The sequence below is a fragment of the Mesorhizobium sp. genome (assembly GCF_041661565.1).
Taxonomy (GTDB): domain Bacteria; phylum Pseudomonadota; class Alphaproteobacteria; order Rhizobiales; family Rhizobiaceae; genus Mesorhizobium.
Genome location: NZ_JBAZUD010000016.1, coordinates 23,149 through 49,163, shown reverse-complemented (window position 1 = coordinate 49,163; position 26,015 = coordinate 23,149). Strand labels below are relative to the sequence as shown.

The 26,015-nt window shown below is 63.2% G+C and carries 25 protein-coding genes; 19 read left to right on the top strand and 6 right to left on the bottom strand.

The genetic code is table 11. The features are described from left to right. Positions 1–69: 69 nt before the first annotated feature. The 5 genes from WC739_RS05115 to WC739_RS05095 all read left to right on the top strand — a co-directional run bounded on the left by WC739_RS05115 (position 70) and on the right by WC739_RS05095 (position 5,562). Entirely contained in the window at positions 70–1,143 is a 1,074-nt protein-coding gene (locus WC739_RS05115; RefSeq protein ID WP_372951933.1) for a hemolysin family protein, read from the top strand. 113 nt (positions 1,144–1,256) lie between these two features. After that, a complete protein-coding gene (lnt, locus tag WC739_RS05110; RefSeq protein WP_372951932.1) occupies positions 1,257–2,846 on the top strand; it encodes an apolipoprotein N-acyltransferase in 1,590 nt (529 codons plus the stop codon). 138 nt (positions 2,847–2,984) lie between these two features. Then, on the top strand, positions 2,985–3,404 hold the full coding sequence (locus WC739_RS05105) for a helix-turn-helix domain-containing protein (protein WP_372951931.1): 420 nt from the start codon (positions 2,985–2,987) through the stop codon (positions 3,402–3,404). 170 nt (positions 3,405–3,574) lie between these two features. Further along, positions 3,575–4,840 (top strand): methionine adenosyltransferase, encoded by a 1,266-nt coding sequence (metK, locus tag WC739_RS05100; protein ID WP_372951930.1) that lies wholly within the window; start codon positions 3,575–3,577, stop codon positions 4,838–4,840. Between the two features lie 20 nt (positions 4,841–4,860). Further along, entirely contained in the window at positions 4,861–5,562 is a 702-nt protein-coding gene (locus WC739_RS05095; RefSeq protein ID WP_372951929.1) for a tRNA (guanosine(46)-N(7))-methyltransferase TrmB, read from the top strand. Between the two features lie 28 nt (positions 5,563–5,590). On the opposite strand, the gene WC739_RS05090 is transcribed toward WC739_RS05095, so the two are convergent. After that, the gene (locus WC739_RS05090) at positions 5,591–5,755 is read right to left on the bottom strand and encodes a hypothetical protein (RefSeq protein ID WP_372951928.1); all 165 of its coding nucleotides are present in this window, start codon (positions 5,753–5,755) and stop codon (positions 5,591–5,593) included. Between the two features lie 293 nt (positions 5,756–6,048). On the opposite strand from WC739_RS05090, the gene rimP reads away from it, so the two are divergent. The 11 genes from rimP (at position 6,049) to WC739_RS05035 (ending at position 18,910) form a co-directional block, all read left to right on the top strand. Next, the gene (rimP, locus tag WC739_RS05085; RefSeq protein WP_372951927.1) at positions 6,049–6,696 is read left to right on the top strand and encodes a ribosome maturation factor RimP; all 648 of its coding nucleotides are present in this window, start codon (positions 6,049–6,051) and stop codon (positions 6,694–6,696) included. Positions 6,697–6,743: 47 nt separating this feature from the next. Next, on the top strand, positions 6,744–8,339 hold the full coding sequence (gene nusA, locus WC739_RS05080; protein WP_372951926.1) for a transcription termination factor NusA: 1,596 nt from the start codon (positions 6,744–6,746) through the stop codon (positions 8,337–8,339). A gap of 38 nt (positions 8,340–8,377) precedes the next feature. Further along, the gene (locus WC739_RS05075) at positions 8,378–9,028 is read left to right on the top strand and encodes an RNA-binding protein (RefSeq protein ID WP_372951925.1); all 651 of its coding nucleotides are present in this window, start codon (positions 8,378–8,380) and stop codon (positions 9,026–9,028) included. Beyond that, entirely contained in the window at positions 9,025–11,607 is a 2,583-nt protein-coding gene (gene infB / locus WC739_RS05070; protein ID WP_372951924.1) for a translation initiation factor IF-2, read from the top strand. Before WC739_RS05075 ends, infB begins: the two co-directional genes overlap by 4 nt. Before the next feature lie 34 nt (positions 11,608–11,641). Beyond that, on the top strand, positions 11,642–12,160 hold the full coding sequence (locus WC739_RS05065) for a hypothetical protein (protein ID WP_372951923.1): 519 nt from the start codon (positions 11,642–11,644) through the stop codon (positions 12,158–12,160). An 81-nt stretch (positions 12,161–12,241) separates the two neighbouring features. Then, on the top strand, positions 12,242–12,682 hold the full coding sequence (rbfA, locus tag WC739_RS05060; protein ID WP_372951922.1) for a 30S ribosome-binding factor RbfA: 441 nt from the start codon (positions 12,242–12,244) through the stop codon (positions 12,680–12,682). After that, positions 12,682–13,659 (top strand): tRNA pseudouridine(55) synthase TruB, encoded by a 978-nt coding sequence (gene truB / locus WC739_RS05055; RefSeq protein WP_372951921.1) that lies wholly within the window; start codon positions 12,682–12,684, stop codon positions 13,657–13,659. Before rbfA ends, truB begins: the two co-directional genes overlap by 1 nt. Positions 13,660–13,703: 44 nt before the next feature. Then, positions 13,704–14,798 carry a magnesium/cobalt transporter CorA gene (gene corA, locus WC739_RS05050; RefSeq protein WP_372951920.1) on the top strand — a complete coding sequence of 365 codons (1,095 nt, stop codon included), beginning with the start codon at positions 13,704–13,706 and terminating at the stop codon, positions 14,796–14,798. A gap of 89 nt (positions 14,799–14,887) precedes the next feature. After that, on the top strand, positions 14,888–15,250 hold the full coding sequence (gene rpsO, locus WC739_RS05045; RefSeq protein WP_372951934.1) for a 30S ribosomal protein S15: 363 nt from the start codon (positions 14,888–14,890) through the stop codon (positions 15,248–15,250). Between the two features lie 279 nt (positions 15,251–15,529). Beyond that, a complete protein-coding gene (pnp, locus tag WC739_RS05040) occupies positions 15,530–17,677 on the top strand; it encodes a polyribonucleotide nucleotidyltransferase (RefSeq protein WP_372951919.1) in 2,148 nt (715 codons plus the stop codon). 216 nt (positions 17,678–17,893) lie between these two features. Then, entirely contained in the window at positions 17,894–18,910 is a 1,017-nt protein-coding gene (locus WC739_RS05035) for a class I SAM-dependent methyltransferase (RefSeq protein WP_372951918.1), read from the top strand. A 39-nt stretch (positions 18,911–18,949) separates the two neighbouring features. Here the strand turns inward: WC739_RS05035 and WC739_RS05030 are convergent, their stop codons facing one another. The 4 genes from WC739_RS05030 to fabA form a co-directional block, all read right to left on the bottom strand. After that, on the bottom strand, positions 18,950–20,494 hold the full coding sequence (locus tag WC739_RS05030; protein WP_372951917.1) for a putative bifunctional diguanylate cyclase/phosphodiesterase: 1,545 nt from the start codon (positions 20,492–20,494) through the stop codon (positions 18,950–18,952). Between the two features lie 87 nt (positions 20,495–20,581). Next, positions 20,582–21,394: an enoyl-ACP reductase FabI gene (fabI, locus tag WC739_RS05025; RefSeq protein WP_372951916.1), complete on the bottom strand. Its 813-nt coding sequence runs from the start codon at positions 21,392–21,394 to the stop codon at positions 20,582–20,584. Between the two features lie 29 nt (positions 21,395–21,423). After that, positions 21,424–22,644: a beta-ketoacyl-ACP synthase I gene (fabB, locus tag WC739_RS05020; RefSeq protein WP_372951915.1), complete on the bottom strand. Its 1,221-nt coding sequence runs from the start codon at positions 22,642–22,644 to the stop codon at positions 21,424–21,426. A 40-nt stretch (positions 22,645–22,684) separates the two neighbouring features. Further along, complete coding sequence (fabA, locus tag WC739_RS05015; RefSeq protein WP_372951914.1) at positions 22,685–23,203, bottom strand: 3-hydroxyacyl-[acyl-carrier-protein] dehydratase FabA; 519 nt, start codon at positions 23,201–23,203, stop codon at positions 22,685–22,687. Between the two features lie 243 nt (positions 23,204–23,446). Between fabA and irrA the strand changes: the two genes are divergently transcribed. Next, the gene (irrA, locus tag WC739_RS05010) at positions 23,447–23,878 is read left to right on the top strand and encodes an iron response transcriptional regulator IrrA (RefSeq protein WP_372951913.1); all 432 of its coding nucleotides are present in this window, start codon (positions 23,447–23,449) and stop codon (positions 23,876–23,878) included. A 10-nt stretch (positions 23,879–23,888) separates the two neighbouring features. Then, positions 23,889–24,248, top strand: a complete 360-nt coding sequence (locus WC739_RS05005; RefSeq protein ID WP_372951912.1) for a DUF4260 domain-containing protein — start codon at positions 23,889–23,891, stop codon at positions 24,246–24,248. Positions 24,249–24,303: 55 nt separating this feature from the next. Here the strand turns inward: WC739_RS05005 and WC739_RS05000 are convergent, their stop codons facing one another. Next, positions 24,304–24,864 (bottom strand): SH3 domain-containing protein, encoded by a 561-nt coding sequence (locus tag WC739_RS05000; protein ID WP_372951911.1) that lies wholly within the window; start codon positions 24,862–24,864, stop codon positions 24,304–24,306. Between the two features lie 146 nt (positions 24,865–25,010). On the opposite strand from WC739_RS05000, the gene WC739_RS04995 reads away from it, so the two are divergent. Further along, positions 25,011–26,012 carry a 2-hydroxyacid dehydrogenase gene (locus tag WC739_RS04995; protein ID WP_372951910.1) on the top strand — a complete coding sequence of 334 codons (1,002 nt, stop codon included), beginning with the start codon at positions 25,011–25,013 and terminating at the stop codon, positions 26,010–26,012. Positions 26,013–26,015: the final 3 nt, after the last annotated feature.

Below are 26,015 nucleotides of genomic sequence, written 5' to 3'. Positions count from 1 at the left end.
GCCGCGCTTGCAAGGCTTGCCATTCCCGATCCCTACGCGTAACTACATCTGACAATTGACCGGACGACGATGAACGACAAACCAGAGACTGCCGCCCGCCCCGACGCCGGCAGTGCGACCAAGGCTTCCGAGACATCGGAAGAGGGATCAAGTCCGAGTACCGTTAACGGCAGCGTTACCAGCGAGCCATCGCCTGCCGGGCCTTCCCTGTTCGACCGCGTGCTCGGCCTGTTCCGGCACCGCAATGGAACCAGCCTTCGCGAGGAAATCGCCGGCGCGCTTGCCGAGACGACGAGCGATGCGGAGTCCTTTTCGCCCGGCGAACGCGCCATGCTCAACAACATCCTGCGCCTGCGCGAGGTGCGCGTCGAGGACGTCATGGTGCCCCGCGCCGACATCGAGGCGGTCGAGATCACGACCACGCTCGGCGACCTGCTGGGTACCTTCGAGCAGTCCGGCCATTCCCGCATGCCGGTTTATGCCGAGACGCTCGACGACCCGCGCGGCATGGTCCACATCCGGGACGTGCTGGCCCACATCACCAAGATCGCGCGCGTCAAGAAGGGCCGCGCATCGAGGAAGATTCCAGTCTCCACTCAACTCGATCTCGCCCAGGTCGACCTCGCGCGCACCATTGGGGACCTCAACCTGATCCGCCCGGTGCTGTTCGTGCCGCCGTCCATGCTTGCCTCCGACCTGATGGGCCGCATGCAGACGACACGCACGCAGATGGCGCTGGTGATCGACGAGTATGGCGGCACAGACGGCCTTGTCTCGCTCGAGGACATCGTCGAGATGGTGGTCGGCGACATCGAGGACGAGCATGATGACGACGAGCCGATGATCACCCAGAGCGGTGACGGCGTCTTCATTGTCGACGGCAAGGCCGAGATCGACGACGTCGCCAAGATGATCGGCGAGGACTTCGCCGCCGGCGAGCATGGCGAATATGTCGATACGATCGGCGGCATGATCTTCAACACGCTCGGTCGCGTGCCGGCCCGGGGCGAGGTCGTGCAGGCCATACCCGGTTTCGAGTTCCATGTGCTCGATGCCGATCCGCGCCGCGTCAAGCGCGTCCGTATCGTGCATAGCCAGAAGGCCGAGCGTCGCCGTCGCGCCGCGCGCACCGAGCAGGCCTAGGCCCCCCGCCACGGCGGCTGCCGGCAGCGTGATGGCCGGCACCCATCCGGCGTTTGGAGCGCGGACCGCGGCCTGTTAAATCTTGCATCCTGATTCGCGACTCGGAAGTATGCATGGAGCGCCTTGCCGGCCGGATAATTCTGCTTTGGGGTTGGCGGCGTGCGCTCGTGGCGTTTCTGGCGGGCGCCCTGGCGGTGCTTGGCCAGGCGCCCTATGACTTCTTCGCCGCCTGTTTCATCTCGTTTCCGGTGCTGGTCTGGCTGATCGACGGCGCGACCGGCGAAGCCTCCGGCAGCCTGTGGCGGCGGCTGCGGCCGGCCTTTGCAGTCGGCTGGTGGTTCGGCTTCGGCTATTTTCTTGCCGGACTCTGGTGGATAGGCTCCGCTCTCCTGGTCGAAGCTGACAGCTTCGCCTGGGCGCTTCCCTTCGCGGTGATCGGCATTCCCTTCGCGCTCGCCTTTTTCTACGGCTTTGCGACGATGGTCGCCCGCACCATGTGGACCAACGACATCGGCCGCATCGCCGCCCTTGCCTTCGGCTTCGCGCTGATGGAATGGCTGCGCGGCTTCCTGTTCACCGGTTTCCCATGGAATGCGATCGGCTACGCGGCGATGCCCGTGCCTCTCTTGATGCAAAGTATATCGGTCACCGGCATGGTCGGCATGAATGCGCTTGCGGTGTTCGTCTTCGCGCTGCCGGCGCTGCTGGCGGCTCGACGGCACCTGCGCCTCGGCGCGGCGCTGTTCGTCGTGCTCATTGCCGCTCATGCCGGCTTCGGCTTCATCAGGCTGTCCGCTCCAGAGACACCGGCGGCGCGCAGCCTGGATGTCCGCATCGTCCAGCCGGCCGTGGACTTGTCGGAAAAGTGGGACGCTTCGGTCCGCGACCGGATCTTCGCCACCTTGATGGGGCTCTCGGCCGACGCCCCCGGGCCAGGCCATCAAAAGCCCCAGCTGATCCTGTGGCCGGAAACCTCGGTGCCGTTTCTGTTCACCGAGCGTCCGGACGCATTGACGGCGCTGGGGGATATGCTGGCGCCCGGCCAGATGCTGATAGCCGGGGTCGTGCGCGAAGAGGGTTCGGGCGCGACGACCGACAGCCGCTACTACAATTCCGTGGTGGCGATCGACGACAAGGGCGAAATCGCCGATGCCGTCGACAAGGTTCATCTGGTTCCGTTCGGCGAATATCTGCCTTTCGCCGATCTGCTCGGCCGTTTCGGCCTCGAGCAACTGGTCGCCGGACCCATGAATTTTACCGCCGGCAATGAGCGTCACGCCATCACGCTGCCCGACGGCGTCCGGGCGCTGCCCTTTATCTGCTACGAGGTGATCTTTCCCGATCTGGTCGGGATGGACGCCAATTCGGCACAGCTCCTCGTGAACGTCACGAACGACGCCTGGTTCGGTGACACGCCCGGTCCGTACCAGCATTTCAGGCAGGCTCAGATCCGCGCGGTGGAGAATGGATTGCCCTTGCTGCGCGCCGCCAACAACGGCATTTCCGCCGTCGTCGACCCGCGCGGCCGCATCGTCGACGCTCTGGCGATCAACGCGCGCGGCGCCATCGATGTCCACGTGCCGATTTCCGCTGCGGCCGTCATGTCGCCCGGCCAGCGGCGCGTTAACGGAATGCTGATCATGTTGCTGTTTGGCATTATGGCGGTGCTGCTGAACGTAAGGCAGAGGCTACGGGTGAATTGACAGTCCACACATTAGAAACTCATACTGTTGCGCCTGAAATTTCTTGAAGCCGGTCGACCATTCTGTTGGGGCAGTTGCCTCCGGCTCCGTTCGGGCAATAAAAAAATATGATAGCCGAAAAAAATCGGCGAGGAAAAAATGACAGAAGACAACAAGAAGAAACCGAATCCGATCGACATCCATGTCGGCAGCCGTATCCGGCTTCGCCGCAACATGCTGGGAATGAGCCAGGAGAAACTGGGAGAGAATCTGGGCATCACCTTTCAGCAGATTCAGAAGTATGAAAAGGGCACCAACCGCGTCGGGGCCAGCCGCCTGCAGGCGATCGCTTCCATACTCGGCGTGCCCGTCGCGTTTTTCTTCGAAGATGCGCCCGGCCAGGAAGCCGTGGCCGGCCGTGGCTTCGCGGAAGATGCGTCGATGGCGTTCGCCGTAGAATTCTGCGGCAGCGCGGAGGGCCTTCAGCTCAACCGCGCCTTTGTCAAGATCGCCGACGCCAAGGTGCGCCGCAGGATCATAGAACTCGTCAAAGCTCTCTCCGCCGACGATTTCGACTGATCCGCGATACCCTTGCCACCGGCGGCGACCTGCCGCCGGTGGTACAAGATAAGTACGGCGATATTCATGCCATTGACCGCGGCGACGCTTGACGAGCGGCGCCCCGCACCGCTAACACGTGGCGCGCCAAAATCGGCAGCCTGCCGATCGTTTTTCAAGAGGGGACACCCGTGACGCGGCAGAACTACTTCTTTACCTCGGAATCCGTTTCCGAGGGCCATCCCGACAAGGTTTGTGACCGGATTTCCGACGAGATCGTCGATCTGGTCTATCGCGAAGCCAAGAAGACCGGCATGGACCCATGGAAGGTCCGCGTCGCCTGCGAAACGCTGGCAACCACCAATCGCGTCGTCATCGCCGGTGAGGTGCGCGTCCCCGAGACGCTGCTGAAGAAGGACAAGGCCGGCAACCTCGTCAAGGATGCCGCCGGGCATCCAATCGTCAATCCGGCCAAGTTCAAGTCTGTCGCCCGCAAGGCGATCCGTGAAATCGGCTACGAGCAAGCCGGCTTCCACTGGAAGACCGCCAAGATCGAGGTCCTGCTGCACGGCCAGTCGCCCGACATCGGCCAGGGCGTCGACAACGCTTCCGACCGCCAGGGCGAGGAAGGTGCCGGCGACCAGGGCATCATGTTCGGTTATGCCTGCCGCGAGACGCCGGACCTGATGCCGGCGCCGATCTACTACAGCCACAAGATCCTCGAGCTTCTTGCCGCCGCGCGCCATGCAGGCAGCGGCGAGGCCGGCAGGCTCGGTCCGGACGCCAAGAGCCAGGTCACCGTTCGCTATGTCGACGGCAAGGCCGCCGAGGCAACGCAGATCGTGCTGTCGACCCAGCATCTCGATGCGAGCTGGGACTCCAAGAAGGTCCGCCAGGTCGTCGAGCCCTACATCCGCGAAGCGCTGGGCGACCTCAAGATCGCCGACAACTGCATGTGGTACATCAACCCTACCGGCAAGTTCGTCATCGGTGGGCCAGATGGCGATGCCGGGCTGACCGGCCGCAAGATCATCGTCGACACCTATGGCGGTGCCGCGCCGCACGGCGGCGGCGCTTTCTCCGGCAAGGACACCACCAAGGTGGATCGTTCGGCCGCCTATGCGGCGCGCTATCTTGCCAAGAACGTGGTGGCGGCCAAGCTCGCCGACCGCTGCACCATCCAGCTGTCCTACGCCATTGGCGTCGCCCAGCCCTTGTCGGTCTATGTCGACCTGCATGGCACCGGCAGCGTTGACGAGGCAAAGCTGGAAGAAGTGCTGCGCACGGTGATGGACCTGTCGCCGTCCGGCATCCGCCGTCATCTCGATCTCAACAAGCCGATCTACGCCAAGACCTCGTCCTACGGCCATTTCGGCCGCAAGGCCGGCCGCGACGGGTCGTTTTCCTGGGAGAAGACGGACCTCGCCAAGGCGCTCAAGGACGCGGTCGCCGCCTGAGTGCGGCGCCGGCGCCCGCCATGGACCCGCAGGACAGACCGAGCCGCGCCACCGAAGCCTTCTTCGGTCGCCGGCGCGGCAAGACCATGCGTCCGCTGCAGGCGGCTGCCCTGGAGAGCGGTTTCGGCCTGTACCGGCTTGACCTGACGGCGGAACCGCCGCTCGACCTGCGCAGTTTGTTCGAGGCCGAAATTTCGGCGGTTCGTCTCGAGATCGGCTTTGGCGGCGGCGAACACCTGCTGCATCGCGCGACCGAGCAGCCCTCGACCGGCTTCATCGGCGTCGAGCCCTTCGTCAACGGCATGGCCAAGATGATGATGGCGGTAAGCAACAGGCCGCTCGCCAATCTGCGGGTCTACGACGATGACGCCACCCGCCTGCTCGACTGGCTGCCGCAGGCATCGCTCGACGGCATCGATCTTCTCTATCCGGATCCCTGGCCGAAAAAGAAGCATTGGAAGCGGCGTTTCGTCAGCCCGGTCAACCTAGACCGCTTCGCGCGCGTGCTGAAGCCGGGGTCAAGCTTCCGCTTTGCCTCCGACATCGATACCTATGTCAACTGGACCCTTCGGCATTGCCGGGCGCACGCAGCGTTTCGCTGGCAGGCTTCGGAGGCGGCGGACTGGCATCGTCCCTATGACGGGTGGCCCGGCACGCGGTATGAGGCTAAGGCCATTCGCGAGGGTCGGCGCCCGGCCTATCTGACCTTTGTCAGGACATAGACGCCTCACGCAGCCTGGCTGCGGATTTTCAGAAACGGCCGATTCTGTTGAAGACGGCCGGATCCATGCCGAGATTGCGCAAATCGTCGGCGCGCGGCTTGCGGCCGGCTTCCACGGCGCGTGACGCGGCGACCGCGCTGCCAAATGTGGTGAAGAGATCGCCCAAGGCGGAAAATAGTCTGCGGTTGCTCATCATCTTGCCCTTTCGCACGCCACCGCGTGCCAGTCCTGTTTTTGTTGTGGCTAATAGATAAGAACGCGCCGCCGGGCCTCACAGGGGGATTGCCGCATGGGGGCCATGCGCCTGCAGCAATGCTTGACGCTGTCAGGGCTTCTGCCGGCCCGCCACAGCGGGCTTGAAACGCAGGCCGTGATCGTCTATATCAGCCTCAAATTCTTGGTCGGTATGACGAAGAGTGGGTCCACCCGGTCCCGCTCTTTTTTATTACCCGCCGCCAGGATTTCGAATCGAGCGACAGGAACAGAATGACCGCAACGGCAAGCGAGGGCGACGACCGCATCATCCGCGAAAGCGGCATCGATGCGCGCATCGCGCAGATCGTCCAGCCGGTCTTGCGCGGTATCGGCTTTCGCCTCGTGCGTGTGCATTTGTCGGGCCAGAATGGCCTGACACTGCAGATCATGGCCGAACGCGAGGACGGCACCATGACCGTCGAGGATTGCGAAGAGGTCAGCCGCGCGGTGTCGCCGGCGCTCGATGTCGATGATCCGATCGAGAAGGCCTATCATCTCGAAGTCTCTTCGCCCGGTATCGACCGGCCGCTGGTCCGCAAGTCCGATTTCGTCACCTGGACCGGCCATCTGGTTAAGATGGAGACATCGATCGTCGTCGCCGACCGCAAGCGGTTCAAGGGCAAGATCGCCGAGGCCGGTGAGGATGATGTGTTGATCGAGCGCGACAAGGCCGCCTATGGCGAGGAGCCGACGGTGCGTGTCCCCTATGACGCGATTTCCGAAACGCGCCTGATCCTGACGGACGACCTTATTCGCGACGCGCTGTCGAAGGACAACAGGGCGCGCAAGGAAGCCAGGAAACGCCGCGGCGAGCCCGATGACGACGCATCCGAGGGCTCGGACGCAGACGCGGAAAACGAAACCGAACAGGAAAGCTGATTGAGCTGCCGGGCCAAGGTCCGGCCAACAGGCTCGGGAGAAAAAACATGGTTGTAAGCGCCAACAGACTCGAACTGCTGCAGATCGCCGACGCGGTCGCGCGTGAAAAGTCGATCGACAAGTCGATCGTCATCGCCGCCATGGCCGATGCGATCCAGAAGGCGGCGCGCTCGCGTTACGGCCAGGAGACCAACATCCGCGCCGACATCAACCCGAACACCGGCGAGATGAAGCTGCAGCGGCTGATGGAAGTGGTCGAGAAGGTTGACGACTACGCCACGCAGATCGCCATCTCCTCGGCCCGCGAGCGCAATCCCGACGCCCAGCTTGGCGACTTCATCGCCGAACAGCTGCCGCCCATGGATTTCGGCCGCATCGCCGCACAGTCGGCCAAGCAGGTGATCGTGCAGAAGGTCCGCGAAGCCGAGCGCGACCGCCAGTATGACGAATACAAGGACCGCATCGGCGAGATTGTCAACGGCACCGTCAAGCGCGTCGAGTACGGCAACGTCATCGTCGACCTCGGCCGTGGCGAGGCAATCATCCGCCGCGACGAGCTGATCCCGCGCGAGAACTACAAGTATGGCGACCGCGTTCGCGCCTATGTCTACGACGTGCGCCGCGAGCAGCGCGGCCCGCAGATCTTCCTGTCGCGTACGCACCCGCAGTTCATGGCCAAGCTGTTCACCATGGAAGTGCCGGAAATCTATGACGGCATCATCGAGATCAAGTCGGTCGCCCGCGACCCGGGCTCGCGCGCCAAGATTGCTGTCATCTCGCGCGACTCCTCGATCGATCCGGTCGGTGCCTGCGTTGGTATGCGCGGCAGCCGCGTCCAGGCCGTTGTCGGCGAATTGCAGGGTGAGAAGATCGACATCATTCCGTGGTCGCCCTCGGCCGCGTCCTTCATCGTCAACGCGCTGCAGCCGGCGGAAGTCGCCAAGGTGGTGCTCGACGAGGATGCCGAGCGCATTGAAGTCGTCGTGCCCGACGACCAGCTGTCGCTGGCCATCGGTCGCCGCGGCCAGAATGTGCGTCTCGCTTCGCAGCTCACCGGCTGGGATATCGACATCCTGACCGAGGCCGAGGAATCCGAACGCCGGCAGAAGGAATTCGTCGAGCGCTCGTCGTTGTTCATGGAAGCCCTCGACGTCGACGAGATGGTCGGCCAGGTGCTGGCCTCCGAAGGCTTCACCAGTGTCGAGGAAGTGGCCTATGTCGATTCCGGCGAAATCGCCTCGATCGATGGTTTCGACGACGATACCGCCTCGGAGATCCAGACCCGTGCCCGCGAATATCTTGAGAAGATAGAGGCCGAGCAGGACGACAAGCGCAAGGCGCTCGGCGTCTCGGACGAATTGCGCGAAATCCCGGGCATCACCACCGCCATGATGGTGACGCTGGGCGAGGACGGCGTGAAGACGATAGAGGATTTCGCCGGCTACGCCGCCGATGACCTCACCGGCTGGAAGGAACGCAAGGACGGCGAGACCAAGGTATTCCCCGGCGTGCTGGCCAATCACGGCGTGACGCGCGCCGACGCCGAACAGATGGTGCTGGCAGCCCGCCTCAAGGCTGGCTGGATCACCGAAGACGAGCTTGCGGCCGAAGAAGAATCGGCTGACGAAGCCGTTGGTGCGTGAGGTGAAACCGCATCGCACCGAACCCGCCCCTGGACGAGATGAACGATCGCACCTGCATTGTCACCCGCAGGCAGGCCGAACCGGATGAACTGATCCGGTTCGTCGTCGGCCCGGATTCGGCCGTCGTTCCCGACATCAAGCGAAATCTGCCCGGCCGTGGTTGCTGGGTGAGCGCCGACCGCCTACATATCGACAAGGCGGCGGCGAAGAACCTTTTTGCCCGCGCCTTCAAGGCACAGGTGGTCGTGCCGCCCGATCTTGGCGGCATGGTCGACGGGCTGCTTTCCAGATCCGCACTGGGCATGCTGGGTCTTGCCCGCAAGGCGGGCATGATCTCGCTGGGCGCCACCAAGGTCGAGAGCGCGGTGCGCGGCGGCCTGGCGCTTTTCGTCCTTCACGCCACGGAGGCGTCGGACGATGGCGTGCGCAAGATCAGCCAGGCGCGACGGGCGACCGTCCACCTCGGCGGGCCTGCTATCCTTGCCTACAAACTTTTCTCCGAGGCCGAGTTGAGCTTGGCATTGGGGGGTACAAATGTGATACATGCTGCCGTTCTCGCGGGAGACGCGGGCAAGGCGGTCCAGAAGCGCATGGTTGCGCTCGACCGATATCGGGGCGGTACCCCGGACGATCTGGCAATGCTTGCGGCCGTTGCTGACGAAGATGATGCCGCAGAGGATATGGAATGAGCGATACGAAATCGGGCGACGACAAGACGTTGAGTGTTACGCCGAAGAAGACCTTGACGCTGAAGCGCCCCGGTATGGAACAGGGCACCGTGCGCCAGAATTTCTCGCATGGCCGCACCAAGTCGGTCGTGGTCGAGACCAAGAAGCGCAAGTTCTCGATGCCCGGCGACAAGCCGGAGCCGGTCGCTGCCGCGCCCGTGCCTGTCTTCACACCGAAGCCGCCGGTCGTGGCCGCGCCTGTCGTGCAGGAAGCGCCGAAGGCGCCGCCTCCGCCTCCGCAGCCGTCCCCGGTCGAGCGCGGCGGTATGGTGCTGAACGAACTGTCGCGCAGTGAAATGGAAGCGCGCCGCAGGGCGCTCGAAGGCTCCAAGGTTCGTGAGGTCGAGGACCGCCAGCGCGCCGTCGAGGATGCCAAGCGACGCGCCGACGACGAAGACCGCCGCAAGCGTGAACGCGAGGAATCCGCGCGCCGCCAGGCCGAGGAAGAGGCGCGGTTGCAGACCGAGGCCGAGTCCCGCCGCCGCGCCGAGGAAGAGGCACGCCGCCGCGCGCCGCAGGCCGCGGAACTGGCGACAGTCGATGACGAGGAAGAGGTCAAGCCGAAGCGGCCAGGCGCCGGCGCGCCGGTGCGCCGTCCGGTCACGCCCGAAGTGGCGCGCCCGGCCAAGCCGACCAAGAGCGAGGAAGACCGTCGTCGCGGCAAGCTGACGCTGAACTCGGCATTGTCCGATGAGGATGCGCGGGCTCGTTCGCTGTCGTCGATGCGTCGCCGCCAGGAAAAATTCAAGCGCGCGATGCATAATGAGCCGCGCGAGAAAGTCATGCGCGAAGTGATCCTGCCCGAGACCATCACCATCCAGGAACTGGCGCAACGCATGTCCGAGCGTGCCGTCGACCTGGTGAAGTACTTCATGAAGCAGGGCCAGATCCTGAAGCCGGGCGACGTCATCGACGCCGACACGGCCGAACTGGTCGCCACCGAATTCGGCCATACGGTCCGCCGCGTCGCCGAGTCCGACATCGAGGAAGGCCTGTTCAACATCGCCGACAATGCCGAGGACCTGGTTTCGCGGCCGCCCGTGGTGACGATCATGGGCCATGTCGATCACGGCAAGACTTCGCTGCTCGATGCCATCCGCAACGCCAATGTCGTGTCCGGCGAGGCCGGCGGCATCACCCAGCACATCGGCGCCTACCAGGTCGAGAAGAACGGTCACAAGATCACCTTCATCGACACGCCCGGCCACGCCGCCTTCACGGCGATGCGTGCCCGCGGCGCGCAGGCGACCGACATCGCCATCCTGGTGGTGGCGGCCGACGACAGCGTGATGCCGCAGACGATCGAATCCATCAGCCACGCCAAGGCGGCCGGTGTTCCGATCATCGTGGCGATCAACAAGATCGACAAGCATGACGCCGATCCGCAGAAGGTGCGTTCGGAACTGCTGCGCCACGAGGTCTTCGTGGAATCCATGGGTGGTGAAGTTCTGGACGTCGAAGTGTCGGCGACCAAGGGCACCAATCTCGACAAACTGCTCGAGGCGATCCTGCTGCAGGCCGAAATCCTCGACCTGAAGGCCAATCCGGACCGTACGGCCGAGGGCGTCGTCATCGAGGCGCAGCTGGACAAGGGCCGTGGCCCCGTCGCCACCGTGCTGGTGCAGACCGGCACGCTGATGCCTGGCGACATTCTCGTCGCCGGCAATGAATGGGGCAGGGTGCGCGCGCTGGTCAACGATCGCGGCGAGCAGATCAAGGAAGCGCCGCCGGCGATGCCCGTCGAGGTGCTTGGCCTGCAAGGCACGCCGCAGGCCGGCGATCGCTTCGCTGTGGTCAACAACGAGGCCCGTGCCCGCGAGATCACCGAATATCGCCAGCGCCTGGCCCGTGAGAAGGCGGTTGCCAAGCATGCCGGCCAGCGCGGCTCGCTCGAACAGATGATGTCGCAGCTGCAGACAAGCGGGTTGAAGGAATTCCCGCTGGTCATCAAGGGCGACGTGCAGGGTTCGATCGAGGCGATCAATGCCGCGCTGGACAAGCTCGGCACCGACGAGGTGCGTGCGCGCATTGTCCATGCCGGCGCCGGCGCCATCACCGAAAGCGACGTGTCGCTGGCGGAGACGTCCGGGGCGGCGATCATCGGCTTCAATGTCCGCGCCAACGTTCAGGCACGGGCCGCGGCCGCGGCCGCGGGCATCGAGATCCGCTATTATTCGATCATCTACAACCTCGTGGATGATGTGAAGGCGGCTCTGTCGGGCTTGCTGTCGCCGGAGCGTCGCGAGACCTTCATCGGCAATGCCGAGATCCTCGAGATCTTCGACATCACCAAGGTCGGCAAGATCGCCGGCTGCCGTGTCACCGAGGGCAAGGTCGAGCGTGGTGCGGGCGTGCGCCTGATCCGCGACAACGTCGTCATCCACGAAGGCACGTTGAAGACGCTGAAGCGTTTCAAGGACGAGGTTTCGGAAGTCCCCGGCGGCCAGGAGTGCGGCATGGCCTTCCAGAACTACGAGGACATGCGTGTCGGCGACGTCATCGAGTGCTTCCGCGTCGAGATGGTGACCCGGACGCTCTGATGTCCCGACGGCCAGGGTTCGGTCGGGAATATTCATGGCGTCCGATCCCCGTCAGCCTCTGAAGGTGAGGCACTACAAACTGGCAAGGGCGGATGTCCTTGCCTATGAGCGGCTTCCGGGCGAGCTTTCCGGCCGGGCCAAGTTCGCCTTGATCGTCTGGCTGGCCTTGCCGGGCGCTGTCTCGGGCTTCCTGGCCGATCAGGTGAGCGCCAGGGTCTGGTGGCTCATTTTGGTGGCAATGGTCGTGTTTGCCCTTGGCGTCGCCATGGTCGTGTCGAAAGTGATCGTCTCACGGCGGGCAGCAAGGCATCCAATTCCAGATGGCGAGGTCACCCTCGAGCAATGGGGCGATCATCTGGCCGAGTTCGCCGATGGGCGTGCCCGGTTTGTCGCCATGGAGACGATCGGCAAGGTAATCGATACCCCGGACCATGTCTTCGTCTGCGCCGAGCGGTTCCCGATCATTGTTCCGCGTGCGGCATTCGAGGACGAGCGGGACATGCGGCTGTTCGCCGGCTGGCTCGATGAGGAAAGCAACAACGCTCAGCCATGAGCGCCAGGAACACGTTGAAGTGCTGTTCGTTCTCCCACAAAGGGCGTAACGGATCATGAAATCAGGACGGTAAGACAAACCATGGCGGCACAATCCGTAAAAGGTCCAACCCAGCGTATGCTGCGCGTCGGCGAACAGGTACGGCATGCCCTGTCCGAAACCTTGCAGCGCGGCGAGATCATCGATCCGCTGATCGAGAACGCGGTGATTTCGGTCTCGGAAGTGCGCATGTCGACCGATCTGCGCGTCGCCACCGCTTTCGTTTCGCCGCTCGGCGCCAAGGATACCGATGCGGTGGTGGAGGCGCTGAACAAGCATGCGAAATTCGTGCGCGGGCGCGTCTCCGGCGCCCTGCGGCAGATGAAGTTCATGCCGGAGTTCCGCTTCAAGCTCGACACGTCGTTCGACAATTTCGCCAGGATCAACGATCTGCTGAATTCGCCCGAAGTGGCGCGTGACCTTGGCCCCGACGATCAAGATAGGGACGAGCAGGATAACGACGGCAAGAAGGACACGGAATAGTGGCGCGTCGCGGCAAGAAGAAGGGCCGGCCGATCTCGGGCTGGCTGGTGCTGGACAAGCCGGTGGGCATGGGTTCCACCGAAGCCGTCTCCAAGATCAAGTGGCTGTTCCAGGCGGAAAAGGCCGGCCATGCCGGTACGCTCGACCCGCTCGCCTCCGGCATGCTGCCGATCGCTCTCGGCGAAGCCACCAAGACCGTGCCCTATGTCCAGGACGGTGCCAAGATCTATCGCTTCACCGTCGCCTGGGGGCAGGAGCGTTCGACCGATGATCTGGAAGGCCCTGTCACCAAGACCTCCGACCGGCGCCCGTCGCGGGCCGAGGTCGAGGCGCTGCTGGCGAAATACACAGGTGTCATCATGCAGACGCCCCCGCAATTCTCGGCCATCAAGATATCAGGCGAACGCGCCTATGACCTGGCTCGTGAGGGGGAAACGGTGGACATTCCCGCGCGCGAGGTCGAGATCGGCCGTCTCGACATTGTCGAACACGATGCCGACCATACGATGTTCGAGGTCGAATGCGGCAAGGGCACCTATGTACGGTCGCTGGCCCGCGACATGGGGCGCGATCTCGACTGTTTCGGCCATGTCAGCGAACTGCGCCGGGTTGAGGTCGAGCCGTTCACACAAGAGGATTTCGTCACCATCGCCGAACTGGAGGCCGCCCGTTTCGGCGCGCCGGATGAAGGCGGTGAGGACGCGGCGAACGCCACCGATGCGATCGAGACTCCGATCGACTTCGATGCAATCGATGCGCTCCTGGTCGATACGGCAGCCGCCCTCGACTGCTTGCCCCAGATCGCCATCAGCGACGATGCGGCGACCAAGATCCGCCTCGGCAACCCGGTCATCATTCGTGGTCGCGACGCGCCGGTGGAAGCGGAAGAAGCCTGCGCGACGGCGCGTGGCAAACTGGTAGCCATCGGTGCGATCGAGCAAGGCATGTTCAAGCCGAAGCGTGTGTTTGCCGGCTGACGTCCGTTATCCAATATCCGCGAGACGTTGCGTCAGAGGACCCCATGGCAAAAGCTGACACCGACAGCAAGCGGACGCCGGTCAGAACAAGGCGGCCGCCGGTCGGCGCCTCGCCCGGCACGCTGATCGCCGATCCAACGGCGCGGCGCTCCGAATTGCGGCTGACGCTGATCTCGCCACAGAAGTTCAAGACCATCGAAAACGCCAGTATCGATGACGTCCACGCCAATTGCGAGAAATGGCCGGTGATCTGGCTCGACTGCACCGGCCTCGCCAACATCCAGCTGATCGAGGAGATCGGACGGATCTTCAATCTGCATCCGCTGGCTCTGGAGGACGTCGTCAACACCGGTCAGCGGCCGAAGGTGGACTTCTTCGAGGATCATGCCTTCGTCGTCGTCAGGATGATCGACGACATAACCTCGCACCGCTACGAGCAGATCGGCGTGTTCTTCGGCAAGAACTTCGTCGTCACCTTCCAGGAGCGTGAAGGCGATCCGTTCGATCCCGTGCGCAAGCGCATCGAGAGTTCGGCGCCCAACCGGTTGCGCGCTCGCGGCGCCGACTATCTCGCCTACGCGCTGATCGACGCCATCGTCGACAGCTATTTCCCGCCGGTCGAGGCGGCGGGCGAGATGGTCGACAGCATCGAGGACCAGATGCTGAACGCCCCGCACAAGCACCAGATGCGCCAGCTGCATGAGCTGCGCCGCGACGCCAATGTGCTCAAGGGCGTGCTCTGGCCGATGCGTGATGCACTGGCCACGTTGATCCGCAACGACGTGCCCTATGTGAAGGCGGAAACCAAGGTCTTTCTCAACGACACGCTCGACCATGCGTTGCGGCTGATCGAGCTGGTCGAAACCCAGCGCGACATGCTGACCGGCCTGATCGAAATGCACCTGTCGCTAAGCCAGGCGCGCACCAATGACGTCATCAGCTATCTCACCATCGTCTCGGTGATCTTCATGCCGCTCACCTTCCTGGTAGGCGTCTGGGGCATGAATTTCGATCCAGCGTCATCTCCCTGGAACATGCCGGAGCTGAAAGCCTATTACGGCTATCCCTTGTCGTTGCTGTTTATGGCGCTTGTCGCACTGGGACTGATCGCTTTCTTCAAATGGAAGAAATGGCTTTAGCGTCAGAAAAACTTGCCGGATCAGCTTGAAAAGCCGGCCTGTAGATTGGGCTGGTGTTTTTGTCCGAATTGCATTATACGCGCCGCAGCATAGCGCCCAGACGCTTTGCCTGCACCGGCCCCTGCTGGACGACATCCCGGCTGAGGGCGACCCGTTTCCTCAAACAGATAAGGAAAAACACGATGTCGATTACCGCCGAGCGCAAGAAGGAATTGATGGGCGAATTCGCCACCGCCAAGGGCGATACCGGGTCTCCGGAAGTCCAGGTGGCCATCCTTTCCGAGCGCATCAAGAACCTGACCGATCACTTCAAGGACCACAAGAAGGATAACCATTCCCGCCGTGGTCTGCTCGCTCTCGTCTCCCAGCGCCGCAGCCTGCTTGACTATCTCAAGCGCAAGGATGACGCGCGCTACCAGACGCTGATCGAGAAGCTCGGTCTGCGCCGCTGACGAATTGACCGGCGGGCTTTCGAAAGAGAGCCCGCCGGTCGCGCATTCTGCCAGTCGCATCGATTGGCCAGACCTGGTTTCGAGCGTGCGGAGGGCCACTCGAAACCGCCCATGGACGGTCATGGGGCAGGATTGCAGGACGCTCGTGCGCTTACCCAGCGCCGAAATTACCCGAGCTTCCCGTTGTCTTGCCCGTGGCTGCCCGAGAAAGGAAGCCAGGGAAAGGGCATCCGCGCACCGTGAAACGGCGCGGCCCTTTCCGCTTATTAAGGACAAGATATGTTCAACTACCACAAAGTGGAAATCGAGTGGGGCGGTCGTCCGCTCATCCTGGAAACCGGCAAGATCGCGCGTCAGGCTGACGGCGCGGTGATGGCGACCTACGGCGAAACCAAGGTTCTCGCCACCGTGGTTTCGATGAAGGAGCCCAAGCCGGGCCTCGATTTCTTCCCGCTGACCGTCAACTACCAGGAAAAGACCTACGCCGCCGGCAAGATCCCGGGCGGCTATTTCAAGCGCGAAGGCCGTCCGAGCGAAAAGGAAACGCTGGTTTCCCGTCTCATCGACCGCCCGATCCGCCCGCTCTTCGCCGCCGGCTACAAGAACGACACGCAGATCGTCTGCACCGTCGTCCAGCATGATCTCGAAAATGATCCCGACATCCTGTCGATCGTTGCCACTTCGGCTGCCCTGACGCTGTCGGGCGTTCCCTTCATGGGCCCGGTCGGCGGCGCCCGCGTCGGCTACATCAACGGCGAATACGTGCTCAACCCGCATGTCGATGAGATGCAGGAATCCAAGCTCGATCTGGTCGTCGCCGGCACCGCCGACGCCGTGCTGATGGTCGAGTCCGAAGCCAAGGAACTTGGCGAAGAGCTGATGCTCGGCGCCGTCATGTTTGGCCACAAGGGCTTCCAGCCGGTCATCGACGCCATCATCAAGCTGGCCGAAGTTGCTGCCAAGGAGCCGCGCGACTTCACCGCGCCGGATTCTTCCGCCCTTGAAGCCGAGATGCTGAAGATCGTCGGTGACGAGCTCAGCACTGCCTACAAGAACGTCGACAAGCAGAAGCGCTACGCCGCCGTCGACGCCGTCAAGGCGAAGGTCAAGGCCGCATTTGCCCCGGCCGAAGGCCAGGACGCCAAGTACACCTCCGAGCAGATCGGCTCGGTGTTTAAGGAACTCCAGGCCAAGGTCGTGCGCTGGAACATCCTCGACACAGGCTCGCGCATCGATGGCCGCGACCTGAAGACGGTCCGCAAGATCGTCTCCGAAGTCGGCGTCCTGCCCCGCACCCACGGTTCGGCACTGTTCACCCGCGGCGAGACCCAGGCGCTGGTCGTTGCCACGCTGGGCACCGGCGAGGACGAGCAGTATGTCGACTCGCTGACCGGCATGTACAAGGAGAAGTTCCTCCTTCACTACAACTTCCCTCCCTACTCCGTCGGTGAGACCGGCCGCATGGGTTCGCCGGGCCGCCGCGAAATCGGCCACGGCAAGCTCGCCTGGCGCGCTATCCGCCCGATGCTGCCGAGCGCCGACCAGTTCCCCTACACGCTGCGCGTCGTCTCGGAGATCACCGAGTCCAACGGCTCGTCGTCGATGGCGACCGTCTGCGGCACCTCGCTGGCGCTGATGGATGCCGGTGTTCCCCTGGCAAAGCCGGTCGCCGGCATCGCCATGGGCCTGATCAAGGAAGGCGAGCGGTTCGCCGTTCTCTCCGACATCCTTGGTGACGAGGATCATCTCGGCGACATGGATTTCAAGGTTGCCGGCACCGAAGGTGGCATCACCTCGCTGCAGATGGACATCAAGATCGATGGCATCACCGAGGAAATCATGAAGATCGCGCTTGGCCAGGCCAAGGACGGTCGTCTGCATATCCTGGGCGAGATGGCCCAAGCCCTGACCGGCGCGCGTTCGGAGCTCGGCGAATTCGCGCCGCGCATCGAGGTCATGCACATCCCGACCGACAAGATCCGCGACGTGATCGGCTCGGGCGGCAAGGTCATCCGCGAGATCGTCGAAAAGACCGGCGCCAAGATCAACATCGAGGATGACGGCACGGTCAAGATCGCTTCGTCCAACGCCAAGGAGATCGAGGCGGCGAAGAAGTGGATCCACACCATCGTCGCCGAGCCGGAAGTCGGCGAAATCTACGAAGGCACGGTCGTCAAGACCGCCGACTTCGGCGCTTTCGTCAACTTCTTCGGTCCGCGTGACGGTCTCGTCCACATCTCGCAGCTTGCCAACGACCGGGTCGCCAAGACCTCGGACGTCGTCAAGGAAGGCGACAAGGTCTGGGTGAAGCTGATGGGCTTCGACGAGCGCGGCAAGGTTCGCCTGTCGATGAAGGTCGTCGACCAGGCCACGGGCAAGGAACTCGCTCGCGACAAGAAGACCGAAGGCGAAGAAAACGCCGCCTGATCGGCCTGACACGGAAATCGAAACGGGCGCGGCGAATGTCGCGCCCGTTTTCGTTTAGAGCAATTCCAGGAAAAGTGTGAACGGTTTTCCGTCCGGAATTGCGTCAAAACAAAGAGTTAGGGCGGTTCGCCGTTTCCGTGAAACGGTGAACTGCTCTAATGCATGTCGCCCTCGATCCTTGGAGACCGGCATGCACGGAGCAGGGGAATTCCAGGAATGTCCGCAGAGGCGCTGAAGACGCTTTTTCACCCGTTCGAGGCGGAGGCTGTCGCCTTGCCGCGAATGGGCGAACGCGTTCTTTTTCTGGGCGCCGAGCCTGGATTTCGCCAGCCGGACGGGTTCGAGGCCACGCTGCATCTGGTGCAAGGCTTCCGGCCGCATTTCCGCGCGCTACAGGCGGCGGGCTTCACTGTCACGCAACGCGCCGAGGGCGATGGCTCTGACGCCGCGCTTGTGCTCGCCGGCCGGCATCGCGGGCTGAATGAGCTGCGCATCGCCGAGGCCATCGAGCGCGTGGCGCCAGACGGCTTGGTCGTCGTCGCCGGCGGCAAGGACGAAGGCATTGCCAGTCTGCGCAGGCGCATCGAGGAGCTGCTGCCGCTTGACGGTCACCTGCCCAAATATCACGGAATCGCTTTTTGGTTTCGTCGCCCGTCCGACCCGGTTGCGGCGGAAACCCTGCGCGCCGCCAATCCCCCCTTGCTGGTCGAAGGCCGTTTCCACACCGCGCCGGGAATGTTTTCTTTCGACCGCATCGACACCGGCTCGAAACTTCTGGTCGACAATCTGCCCGGCGACCTGCGAGGCTCCATCGCCGATTTCTGTGCCGGCTGGGGTTATGTGGCGGCTGAGGTCGCGGAGCGCTTCCCCGGCCTGTCGGGGCTCGACCTCCATGAGGCGGATTTCGACGCGCTGGAGGCGGCAAAGGCCAATATCGGCACCGGCATCACGGCCGAGCCGCGCTTCTTCTGGATCGACCTGCTGAGCGAAGCCGTCGAGCGCCGTTACGACGCGATCGTCATGAACCCGCCATTTCATCGCAGCCGCGCGGCCGAACCCGAGATCGGCGCCGGCATGATCCGCGCGGCGGCCAAGGCCTTGAAGCCCGGTGGCCGTCTGTTCGTGGTGGCCAACCGCCAGCTTCCCTATGAGCGGATCCTGTCGGCTGCCTTCTCCAGCCATGCCGAACTCGCCCGCGACGGCATGTTCAAGGTGCTGTCAGCGCGTCGGTAGAGCATGATCCATCCTGGAAGGGGCGCCGTCGCCCCGCGCTCAACGCGAAGCGGCAAGGCGCAGCATGTTGTCGCCGGGATGCCGGTCGTCAGACCGGATCTGGAGCGGCGCGGGCCGGCCGAACAGATCGCCTTGAACGACTTCGCATCCGGCTGCCCGAAGCAACGTTGCCTGACTGTCCGTCTCGACGCCTTCGGCTATGATGCCGACGCCCAGCGCGCGTGAAAGCCCGACGATGGTCGAGACCACCGCGCTGCAGCTGGAATCGGTATCCAGGCGGCTGACAAAGGACCGGTCGATCTTGAGTTTGCCGAACGGGAAATCGATGAGGTAGCTGAGGTTGGAATAGCCGGTGCCGAAATCGTCGATGACGACGCAGATGCCCATCTCGGAAAGCTCCCGCAGGATGGCCGAGGCGCGTGCATGGTCCTGCATCATTGCCGATTCGGTCACCTCCAGCTCAAGCCTCGACGGCTTAATGCCGGTGGCGATGATCGTGTCTCGCACGATGCCGACGAAGTCCTTGGTCATGAACTGCATGGGGGAAATGTTGACGGCGACGAAGGAGTCGTCGGGTAAATGCCGGGCGTCTTCACAGGCCTTGCGCAGCACCCATTCGCCGATCGGGCCGATCATCCCGGTTTCCTCGGCCATCGGAATGAATTCAACCGGCGGGATCATGCCGCGTTCCGGATGCTGCCAGCGGATCAGCGCCTCATACCCGACCACGAGTCCGGTTCTAAGATCGAATTGCTGCTGGTAGTGAAGATCGAAGTCACCACGCTCCAGGGCAGTCTTCAACTCTGATTCGACCCACTGGCGATGGTCGGCGAGCCTGCCCATTTCGGCTTGGAAGAACGACCAGTTGCCGACGCCGCTGGCCCGGGCACTCTGCAGCGCCAGATTGGAGCGACGCAGGATCAGGACCGGATCAATTCCGTCCTTCGGCATCGCGACGATGCCCACCGATATATTGACCGATTGCAGATGGGTGCTGAGCTCGTAGGGCTCCATCATTTCGTCGATCAGGGTCTCGACGGCATTCTCCAACGAACCGCTGACCTGATTGTCGGGCAGCAGCACCGCGAATTCGCCGGCCCCGATGCGCCCGATCACCGCGCGCGCGGGAACGCACGCCTTCAGCCGGTTGGCGAAAGCGCGGATCAACTCGTCCCCCTGGCTGTAGCCGATCGCATCGTTGATCTGCTTGAACCGGTCGATGTCGATGTCGATAAGGAACATCGGATCGCCGGTCCGGATTGTCGTACGTGCCGCCTCGGCGATCGTGTCGACCATCGCCGGACGCACCAACAGGCCGGTCAGCTTGTCGAAATGGGTCTCGTTGAAGACGAAGTCGGTCGACTCGTCGACGCCGGCGAAGAAAGACATCGCCGCTCCGGATGCGGCCAGCGCGCAGAGCGCGGCCGTGATCGCGAAAGTCGTGCTTATCGATATGCCGGCAAGACCCTCGCCGAGGTTGAGCTTGAGGGCCCACAATCCGAGAACGAAACCGCCGATGCCTGAACTGGCGATGGTAAGCAGTCTGAACGCCGGCGTGCGCTTCGGGTTGCTGACTGCTGGCATTCGAAGGTCCCCAAGGGTAGGGGTGCTTCTAGCGGACACCTCCTTAAAATGGGTTTCCGCCAATACATCCAATTTTACTGGAAGTGTTTATTCCCGGGCGCCGTCCGTCTGCTTCAGTTCGTCCAGCGTCGGCATGGACACGATATGATAGCCGGAATCGACGTAGTGGATTTCGCCGGTCACGCCGGAGGAAAGATCGGAAAGCAGGTAAAGCGCGGAACCGCCGACCTCGTCGATGGTCACGGTGCGGCGTAGCGGGGAGTTGCGCTGCTGGTAGGAGAACATGTGGCGCGCATCCGAAATCCCGGCCCCGGCAAGGGTGCGCACCGGTCCGGCTGACAAGCCATTCACCCTGATGCCGCGCGGACCGTAGTCATTGGCGAGATAGCGCACGCTTGCCTCCAGCCCGGCCTTTGCGACACCCATGACATTGTAGTTGGGCATGACCCGCACGGAGCCCGCATAGGTCAGGGTGATCATCGAGCCGCCATCTTTCATCAGGCCGGCGGCGTGACGGGCGATTTCGGTGAAGGAGAAACAGGAGATCACCATGGTGCGGACGAAATTGTCCCGGCTGGTGTCGGCATAGAGACCCTTCAGCTCGTTCTTGTCGGAAAAGCCGATGGCGTGGACGACGAAATCCAGCCCGCCCCAGGCCGTGCCAAGGGTCTCGAACGTGGCGGCGACCGAAGCACTGTCCTCGACATCGCACGGTACGACCAGCGAGGCGCCGATCTTGTCGGCAAGCGGCTTGACCCGGCGCCCGAAGGCATCGCCCTGATAGGTGAAGGCGAGTTCCGCCCCGTGTTCGGCCAGTTTACGCGCGATCCCCCAGGCGATCGAGTGGTCGTTGGCGACACCCATGACAAGCCCGCGCTTGCCCTTCATCAATCCGTCCATGGTTGGCAATCCTGTTGAAAACGCTGGCCTTATGCGGAGTAGCGCTGGAAAACCAGCGTTGCGTTGGTGCCACCGAAACCGAACGAATTCGACAAGACAGTGTCGATCGTGGCGTTGTCGATGCGCTTGCGCACGATCGGCATGCCCTCGAACTCGGGATCGAGAGTCTCGATATGGGCGCTTTCGCCGATGAAGCCGCCTTGCATCATCAGGATCGAGTAGATGGATTCCTGCACGCCGGCCGCACCCAGCGAATGGCCGGTCAATGATTTTGTCGAGGTGATGAAGGGCATCTTCTCGCCGAACACCTCGCGGATGGCACCCATCTCCTTGGAGTCGCCGACCGGCGTCGAAGTGCCATGGGTGTTGATGTAGTCGATCGGCGCGGAAACCGTGGCCATCGCCTGGCGCATGCAGCGGATCGCGCCTTCGCCCGATGGGGCGACCATGTCGTACCCATCGGAGGTCGCGCCGTAGCCGACGATCTCTGCGTAGATCTTGGCGCCGCGTGCCTTGGCGTGCTCAAGCTCCTCAAGCACCAGCACGCCGGCCCCGCCCGCGATGACAAAGCCGTCGCGATTGGCGTCGTAAGCGCGCGAGGCGGTCGATGCCTTGTCGTTGAACTTGGACGACATGGCGCCCATGGCGTCGAACAGGTCCGACATCGTCCAGTCGAGATCCTCGTGGCCGCCGGCAAAGACCATGTCCTGCTTGCCCCATTGGATCAGTTCATAGCCATTGCCGATGCAATGCGCCGAGGTCGAGCAGGCCGATGAGATAGAATAGTTGACGCCGTGGATCTTGAACCAGGTGGCAAGCGTAGCCGATGCCGTCGACGACATCGCTTTCGGCACCGCGAACGGACCGATGCGCTTGGGGCTGCCGTTCTTCAGCGTGGTTTCGGCAGCCTCGACGATGGTGCGGGTGGAAGGTCCGCCCGATCCCATGACGATGCCCGTCCGCTCATTGGTGATATCGCTCTCGCCGAGGCCGGCATCCGCGATCGCCTGGTCCATCGCGACATGGTTCCAGGCGGCGCCCTGCGACAGGAAGCGCATCGCGCGGCGATCGATCATGCCCGACGGGTCGAGTGTCGGCGCACCCCAGACCTGGCACCGGAAACCATGCTCGGCGAAGGAATCGGAAAAGCTGATGCCGGATTTGGCATCATGCAGCGAGGTCTGCACCTCGTTGGCATTGTTGCCGATCGACGACACGATGCCGAGGCCTGTGACTACGACACGTCTCATTCGCAACTCCTTCCAGGGATGCTGGCCAGAAGGCCCGCGGTCAAGCGACCGCCGACTGCTTGGACAGACCGACCTTCAAATCGGTTGCCGCATATATGGGTTCGCCGTCCGCTTTCAGCCAGCCGTCGGCGATGCCGAGCACGAGCCTGCCGCGCATCACGCGCTTGAAGTCGATGCCATATTCGACCTTCTTCACCGCGGGCGTCACCATGCCCTTGAACTTGACCTCGCCGGTCGACAGCGCCATTCCCTTGCCGGGCTCGCCCAGCCAACCAAGGTAGAACCCGGTCAATTGCCACATGGCGTCCAGGCCAAGGCACCCCGGCATGATCGGATTGCCGATGAAATGGCAGGCGAAGAACCAAAGGTCCGGCTTGATGTCGAATTCCGCGCGGATGAAGCCCTTGTCGAAGGCGCCGCCCGTCTCGCTGATCTCGGTGATCCGGTCGAACATCAGCATGGGCGGGTATGGCAATTGGGCGTTGCCCGGTCCGAACAGTTCGCCGCGGGCGCAGGCCAGCAATTCCTCGTACTCGTAGCTGGATTTCGAACCCGCCATCAATCTCGTCCCCATATCGTCCCGGGCAATCGTGCGCCCTTGTCGTTGGCTTCCTAACACAATCCGTTTCAGGCCGGAAACCGGCGTTTGCGCTTAACCCGCCCGTCTGCCTGGGTCAATGCGCGCTATTGATCGCATTCGGACGACAGAATATATGTCAGCAAGGCTGCGGTTTGCGCGGGCGTCCATTCTTTTGCCATTCTGGGCGCGCCATAAGGCGGAACTGTGGGCTTGGACGAATAGATGGACCTGGGCTGCCGGAAGGAAATTGTCGCTGTGGACAAGCGGGTGCGTGAAGCCGGCCTGAGGCCGACGCGTCAGCGTATCGCGCTGGCTGATCTGCTTTTTGCCAAGGGCGACCGCCATCTGTCGGCCGAGGAACTGCACGAAGAAGCGGTCGCCGCCGGCGTGCCGGTGTCACTGGCTACGGTCTACAATGCCCTTCACCAGTTCACCCAGGCCGGCTTGCTGCGCATCCTCGCCGTCGAAGGCGCGAGGACCTATTTCGACACCAACACATCCGACCATCATCATTTCTATATAGAAGGCGAGAATCGAATATTCGACATCGCCAATGGGCCGGTCACGGTCACCAACCTTCCGGAACCGCCCGCGGGGATGGAGATCGCCAATGTCGACATCGTGGTGAGACTGCGCCCCAAACGTCCTGAATGACCGAAGGGCCATGAAATCCCTCGATCTGACGATCCGTCTCGAATGGGCCGTCGTAGCGGTGGTTGCCGTCGTTTTCTATGGATCGGCCGGCATGTCCTGGTGGCTCTTCGCGGCACTCATCCTGGCACCGGACCTGTCGATGTTGGGCTATCTTGCCGGGGCGCGCGTCGGCGCCATTGCCTACAATGCCTTCCACATCCTGATCGTGCCGGTACCGCTGCTGCTCGTTGGCCACCTGTCGGGGCATGTGGTCGCCGTCGCGGTCGCATTGATATGGATCGCCCACATCGCCATCGACCGCGCGCTGGGCTATGGCCTGAAGCTGCCGAGCGGGTTTAAGGACACTCATCTCGGTCGTATCGGGCGCTGAGCCACGAGCGCGAGCCCTTGGGCTCGACGCGGCCGTGGTTAAACGGCCGGAGGGATCAGTTCTTGACCCGCTCGCCCGGATAGGCGCCCCAAACCGCCGCCTGGGCGAGCCACCCGGTGTGACCGTCGAGCGTCATTTCGCACCATTGGCCGTCGCAGGCCTTTATCGTGCCCATGACGCCGGGCTCGACGATCGCCACCACGCTGGCATCCTTGTCGGGGCTGCGCAGAAGATTGATCTGGGCGCCCTTGCCACGTTGCCATGGGGCGATGATCGCGGTGCGCCGGCCCGAAAGCAGCGACTGGTTGATCCAGCCCTCGGAACCCTCGGCATCGCGAACCCGGCGCCAAGTATCGAATTCCTGGATGATCTCCATGGGCAGGCCGGCCTTCATGTACATCCAGTCGACCGAGTAGTTGGCGCCCGGGCCGACCCGCGAGTTGACGCGGCCGGATTTCAGGCTGACGAATCGGGGCAGTGGCAAGCCGCTCGGCCCCAGGGTGACGACGCTTTGCGCGGGCGCCGCCGCGCTCTGGGCCGCCGTTAGCGGGGAATAGAGGAGAGCGCCGAGAAATGCCGCGCTCAGGGTCAGGCGAAGCGACGCGAAACCAGACACTTTCGTTCCTTTCGGCGCCTGCCTGCCGGCCTCGGCGCCCCTTTTTCTTTGTCTTCGGCGGCACCGCTTGTTACATGGGTAATCGGCACCGCGACCGGCTTTCAGTTTCGCCGGTCTTGGTTAAAGAGGTCTCAACGAGGGAAACAATGCCAGGCAAAAAAAAGCCTCTCGTGGTCATCACGCGAAAGCTTCCCGACCCTGTCGAGACCCGCATGCGCGAGCTGTTCGATGCCCGGCTGAATGTCGAGGACAGGCCGATGACGCAGCCGGAACTGGTCGCGGCGGTCAAGGAAGCCGATGTCCTCGTGCCCACGGTCACCGACCGGATCGACGCCGCGCTCATCGCCCAGGCCGGTGACAACCTCAAGCTGATCGCAAACTTCGGCAATGGCGTCGACAAGATCGACGTCGCAGCGGCGGCCAGGAAGGGCATCACCGTCACCAACACGCCGAATGTGCTGACCGAAGACACCGCCGACATGACCATGGCGCTGCTCCTGGCGGTGCCGCGACGGCTGGCGGAAGGCGCCAACGTACTCACCGGCGACAAGAAATGGGCCGGTTGGTCGCCCACCTGGATGCTGGGGCGCCGCATCTGGGGCAAGCGGCTCGGTATTGTCGGCATGGGCCGCATCGGAACCGCCGTCGCCAGGCGGGCCAAGGCCTTCGGCCTGTCCATCCACTATCACAACCGCCACCGCGTGCTGCCCGCCGTGGAAGACGGGTTGGAGGCGACCTATTGGGAGAGCCTCGATCAGATGCTGGCCCGCATGGACATTATCTCGGTCAATTGCCCGTCGACGCCGGCGACCTTCCATCTGCTCTCGGCTCGGCGGCTGGCCCTGCTGCAACCGACCGCCTATATCGTCAACACGGCGCGCGGCGACATCATCGATGAAGAGGCACTGGTCAAACTGATCCAGGACGGCAAGATCGCCGGGGCCGGACTTGATGTCTATGAACACGAGCCGGCGCTGAATGGCAAACTGCTCAAGCTTGCCGCCAAAAACAAGGTCGTGCTCTTGCCGCATATGGGCTCCGCGACGCTCGAGGGGCGCATCGACATGGGCGAGAAGGTCATCATCAACATTCGCGCGTTCGTCGATGGCCATCGTCCCCCCGATCGCGTGCTTCCGGCCAGGGTTTAGCAA

Excerpts from the sequence above, each read along its gene's own strand:
- WC739_RS05115 (WP_372951933.1), top strand. The coding sequence starts at position 70 with ATGAACGACAAACCAGAGACTGCCGCCCGCCCCGACGCCGGCAGTGCG.
- lnt (WP_372951932.1), top strand. The coding sequence starts at position 1,257 with ATGGAGCGCCTTGCCGGCCGGATAATTCTGCTTTGGGGTTGGCGGCGT.
- WC739_RS05105 (WP_372951931.1), top strand. The coding sequence starts at position 2,985 with ATGACAGAAGACAACAAGAAGAAACCGAATCCGATCGACATCCATGTC.
- WC739_RS05095 (WP_372951929.1), top strand. The coding sequence starts at position 4,861 with ATGGACCCGCAGGACAGACCGAGCCGCGCCACCGAAGCCTTCTTCGGT.
- WC739_RS05090 (WP_372951928.1), bottom strand. The coding sequence starts at position 5,755 with ATGAGCAACCGCAGACTATTTTCCGCCTTGGGCGATCTCTTCACCACA.
- rimP (WP_372951927.1), top strand. The coding sequence starts at position 6,049 with ATGACCGCAACGGCAAGCGAGGGCGACGACCGCATCATCCGCGAAAGC.
- nusA (WP_372951926.1), top strand. The coding sequence starts at position 6,744 with ATGGTTGTAAGCGCCAACAGACTCGAACTGCTGCAGATCGCCGACGCG.
- WC739_RS05075 (WP_372951925.1), top strand. The coding sequence starts at position 8,378 with ATGAACGATCGCACCTGCATTGTCACCCGCAGGCAGGCCGAACCGGAT.
- infB (WP_372951924.1), top strand. The coding sequence starts at position 9,025 with ATGAGCGATACGAAATCGGGCGACGACAAGACGTTGAGTGTTACGCCG.
- WC739_RS05065 (WP_372951923.1), top strand. The coding sequence starts at position 11,642 with ATGGCGTCCGATCCCCGTCAGCCTCTGAAGGTGAGGCACTACAAACTG.
- rbfA (WP_372951922.1), top strand. The coding sequence starts at position 12,242 with ATGGCGGCACAATCCGTAAAAGGTCCAACCCAGCGTATGCTGCGCGTC.
- corA (WP_372951920.1), top strand. The coding sequence starts at position 13,704 with ATGGCAAAAGCTGACACCGACAGCAAGCGGACGCCGGTCAGAACAAGG.
- pnp (WP_372951919.1), top strand. The coding sequence starts at position 15,530 with ATGTTCAACTACCACAAAGTGGAAATCGAGTGGGGCGGTCGTCCGCTC.
- WC739_RS05035 (WP_372951918.1), top strand. The coding sequence starts at position 17,894 with ATGTCCGCAGAGGCGCTGAAGACGCTTTTTCACCCGTTCGAGGCGGAG.
- WC739_RS05030 (WP_372951917.1), bottom strand. The coding sequence starts at position 20,494 with ATGCCAGCAGTCAGCAACCCGAAGCGCACGCCGGCGTTCAGACTGCTT.
- fabI (WP_372951916.1), bottom strand. The coding sequence starts at position 21,394 with ATGGACGGATTGATGAAGGGCAAGCGCGGGCTTGTCATGGGTGTCGCC.
- fabB (WP_372951915.1), bottom strand. The coding sequence starts at position 22,644 with ATGAGACGTGTCGTAGTCACAGGCCTCGGCATCGTGTCGTCGATCGGC.
- fabA (WP_372951914.1), bottom strand. The coding sequence starts at position 23,203 with ATGGCGGGTTCGAAATCCAGCTACGAGTACGAGGAATTGCTGGCCTGC.
- irrA (WP_372951913.1), top strand. The coding sequence starts at position 23,447 with ATGGACCTGGGCTGCCGGAAGGAAATTGTCGCTGTGGACAAGCGGGTG.
- WC739_RS05005 (WP_372951912.1), top strand. The coding sequence starts at position 23,889 with ATGAAATCCCTCGATCTGACGATCCGTCTCGAATGGGCCGTCGTAGCG.
- WC739_RS04995 (WP_372951910.1), top strand. The coding sequence starts at position 25,011 with ATGCCAGGCAAAAAAAAGCCTCTCGTGGTCATCACGCGAAAGCTTCCC.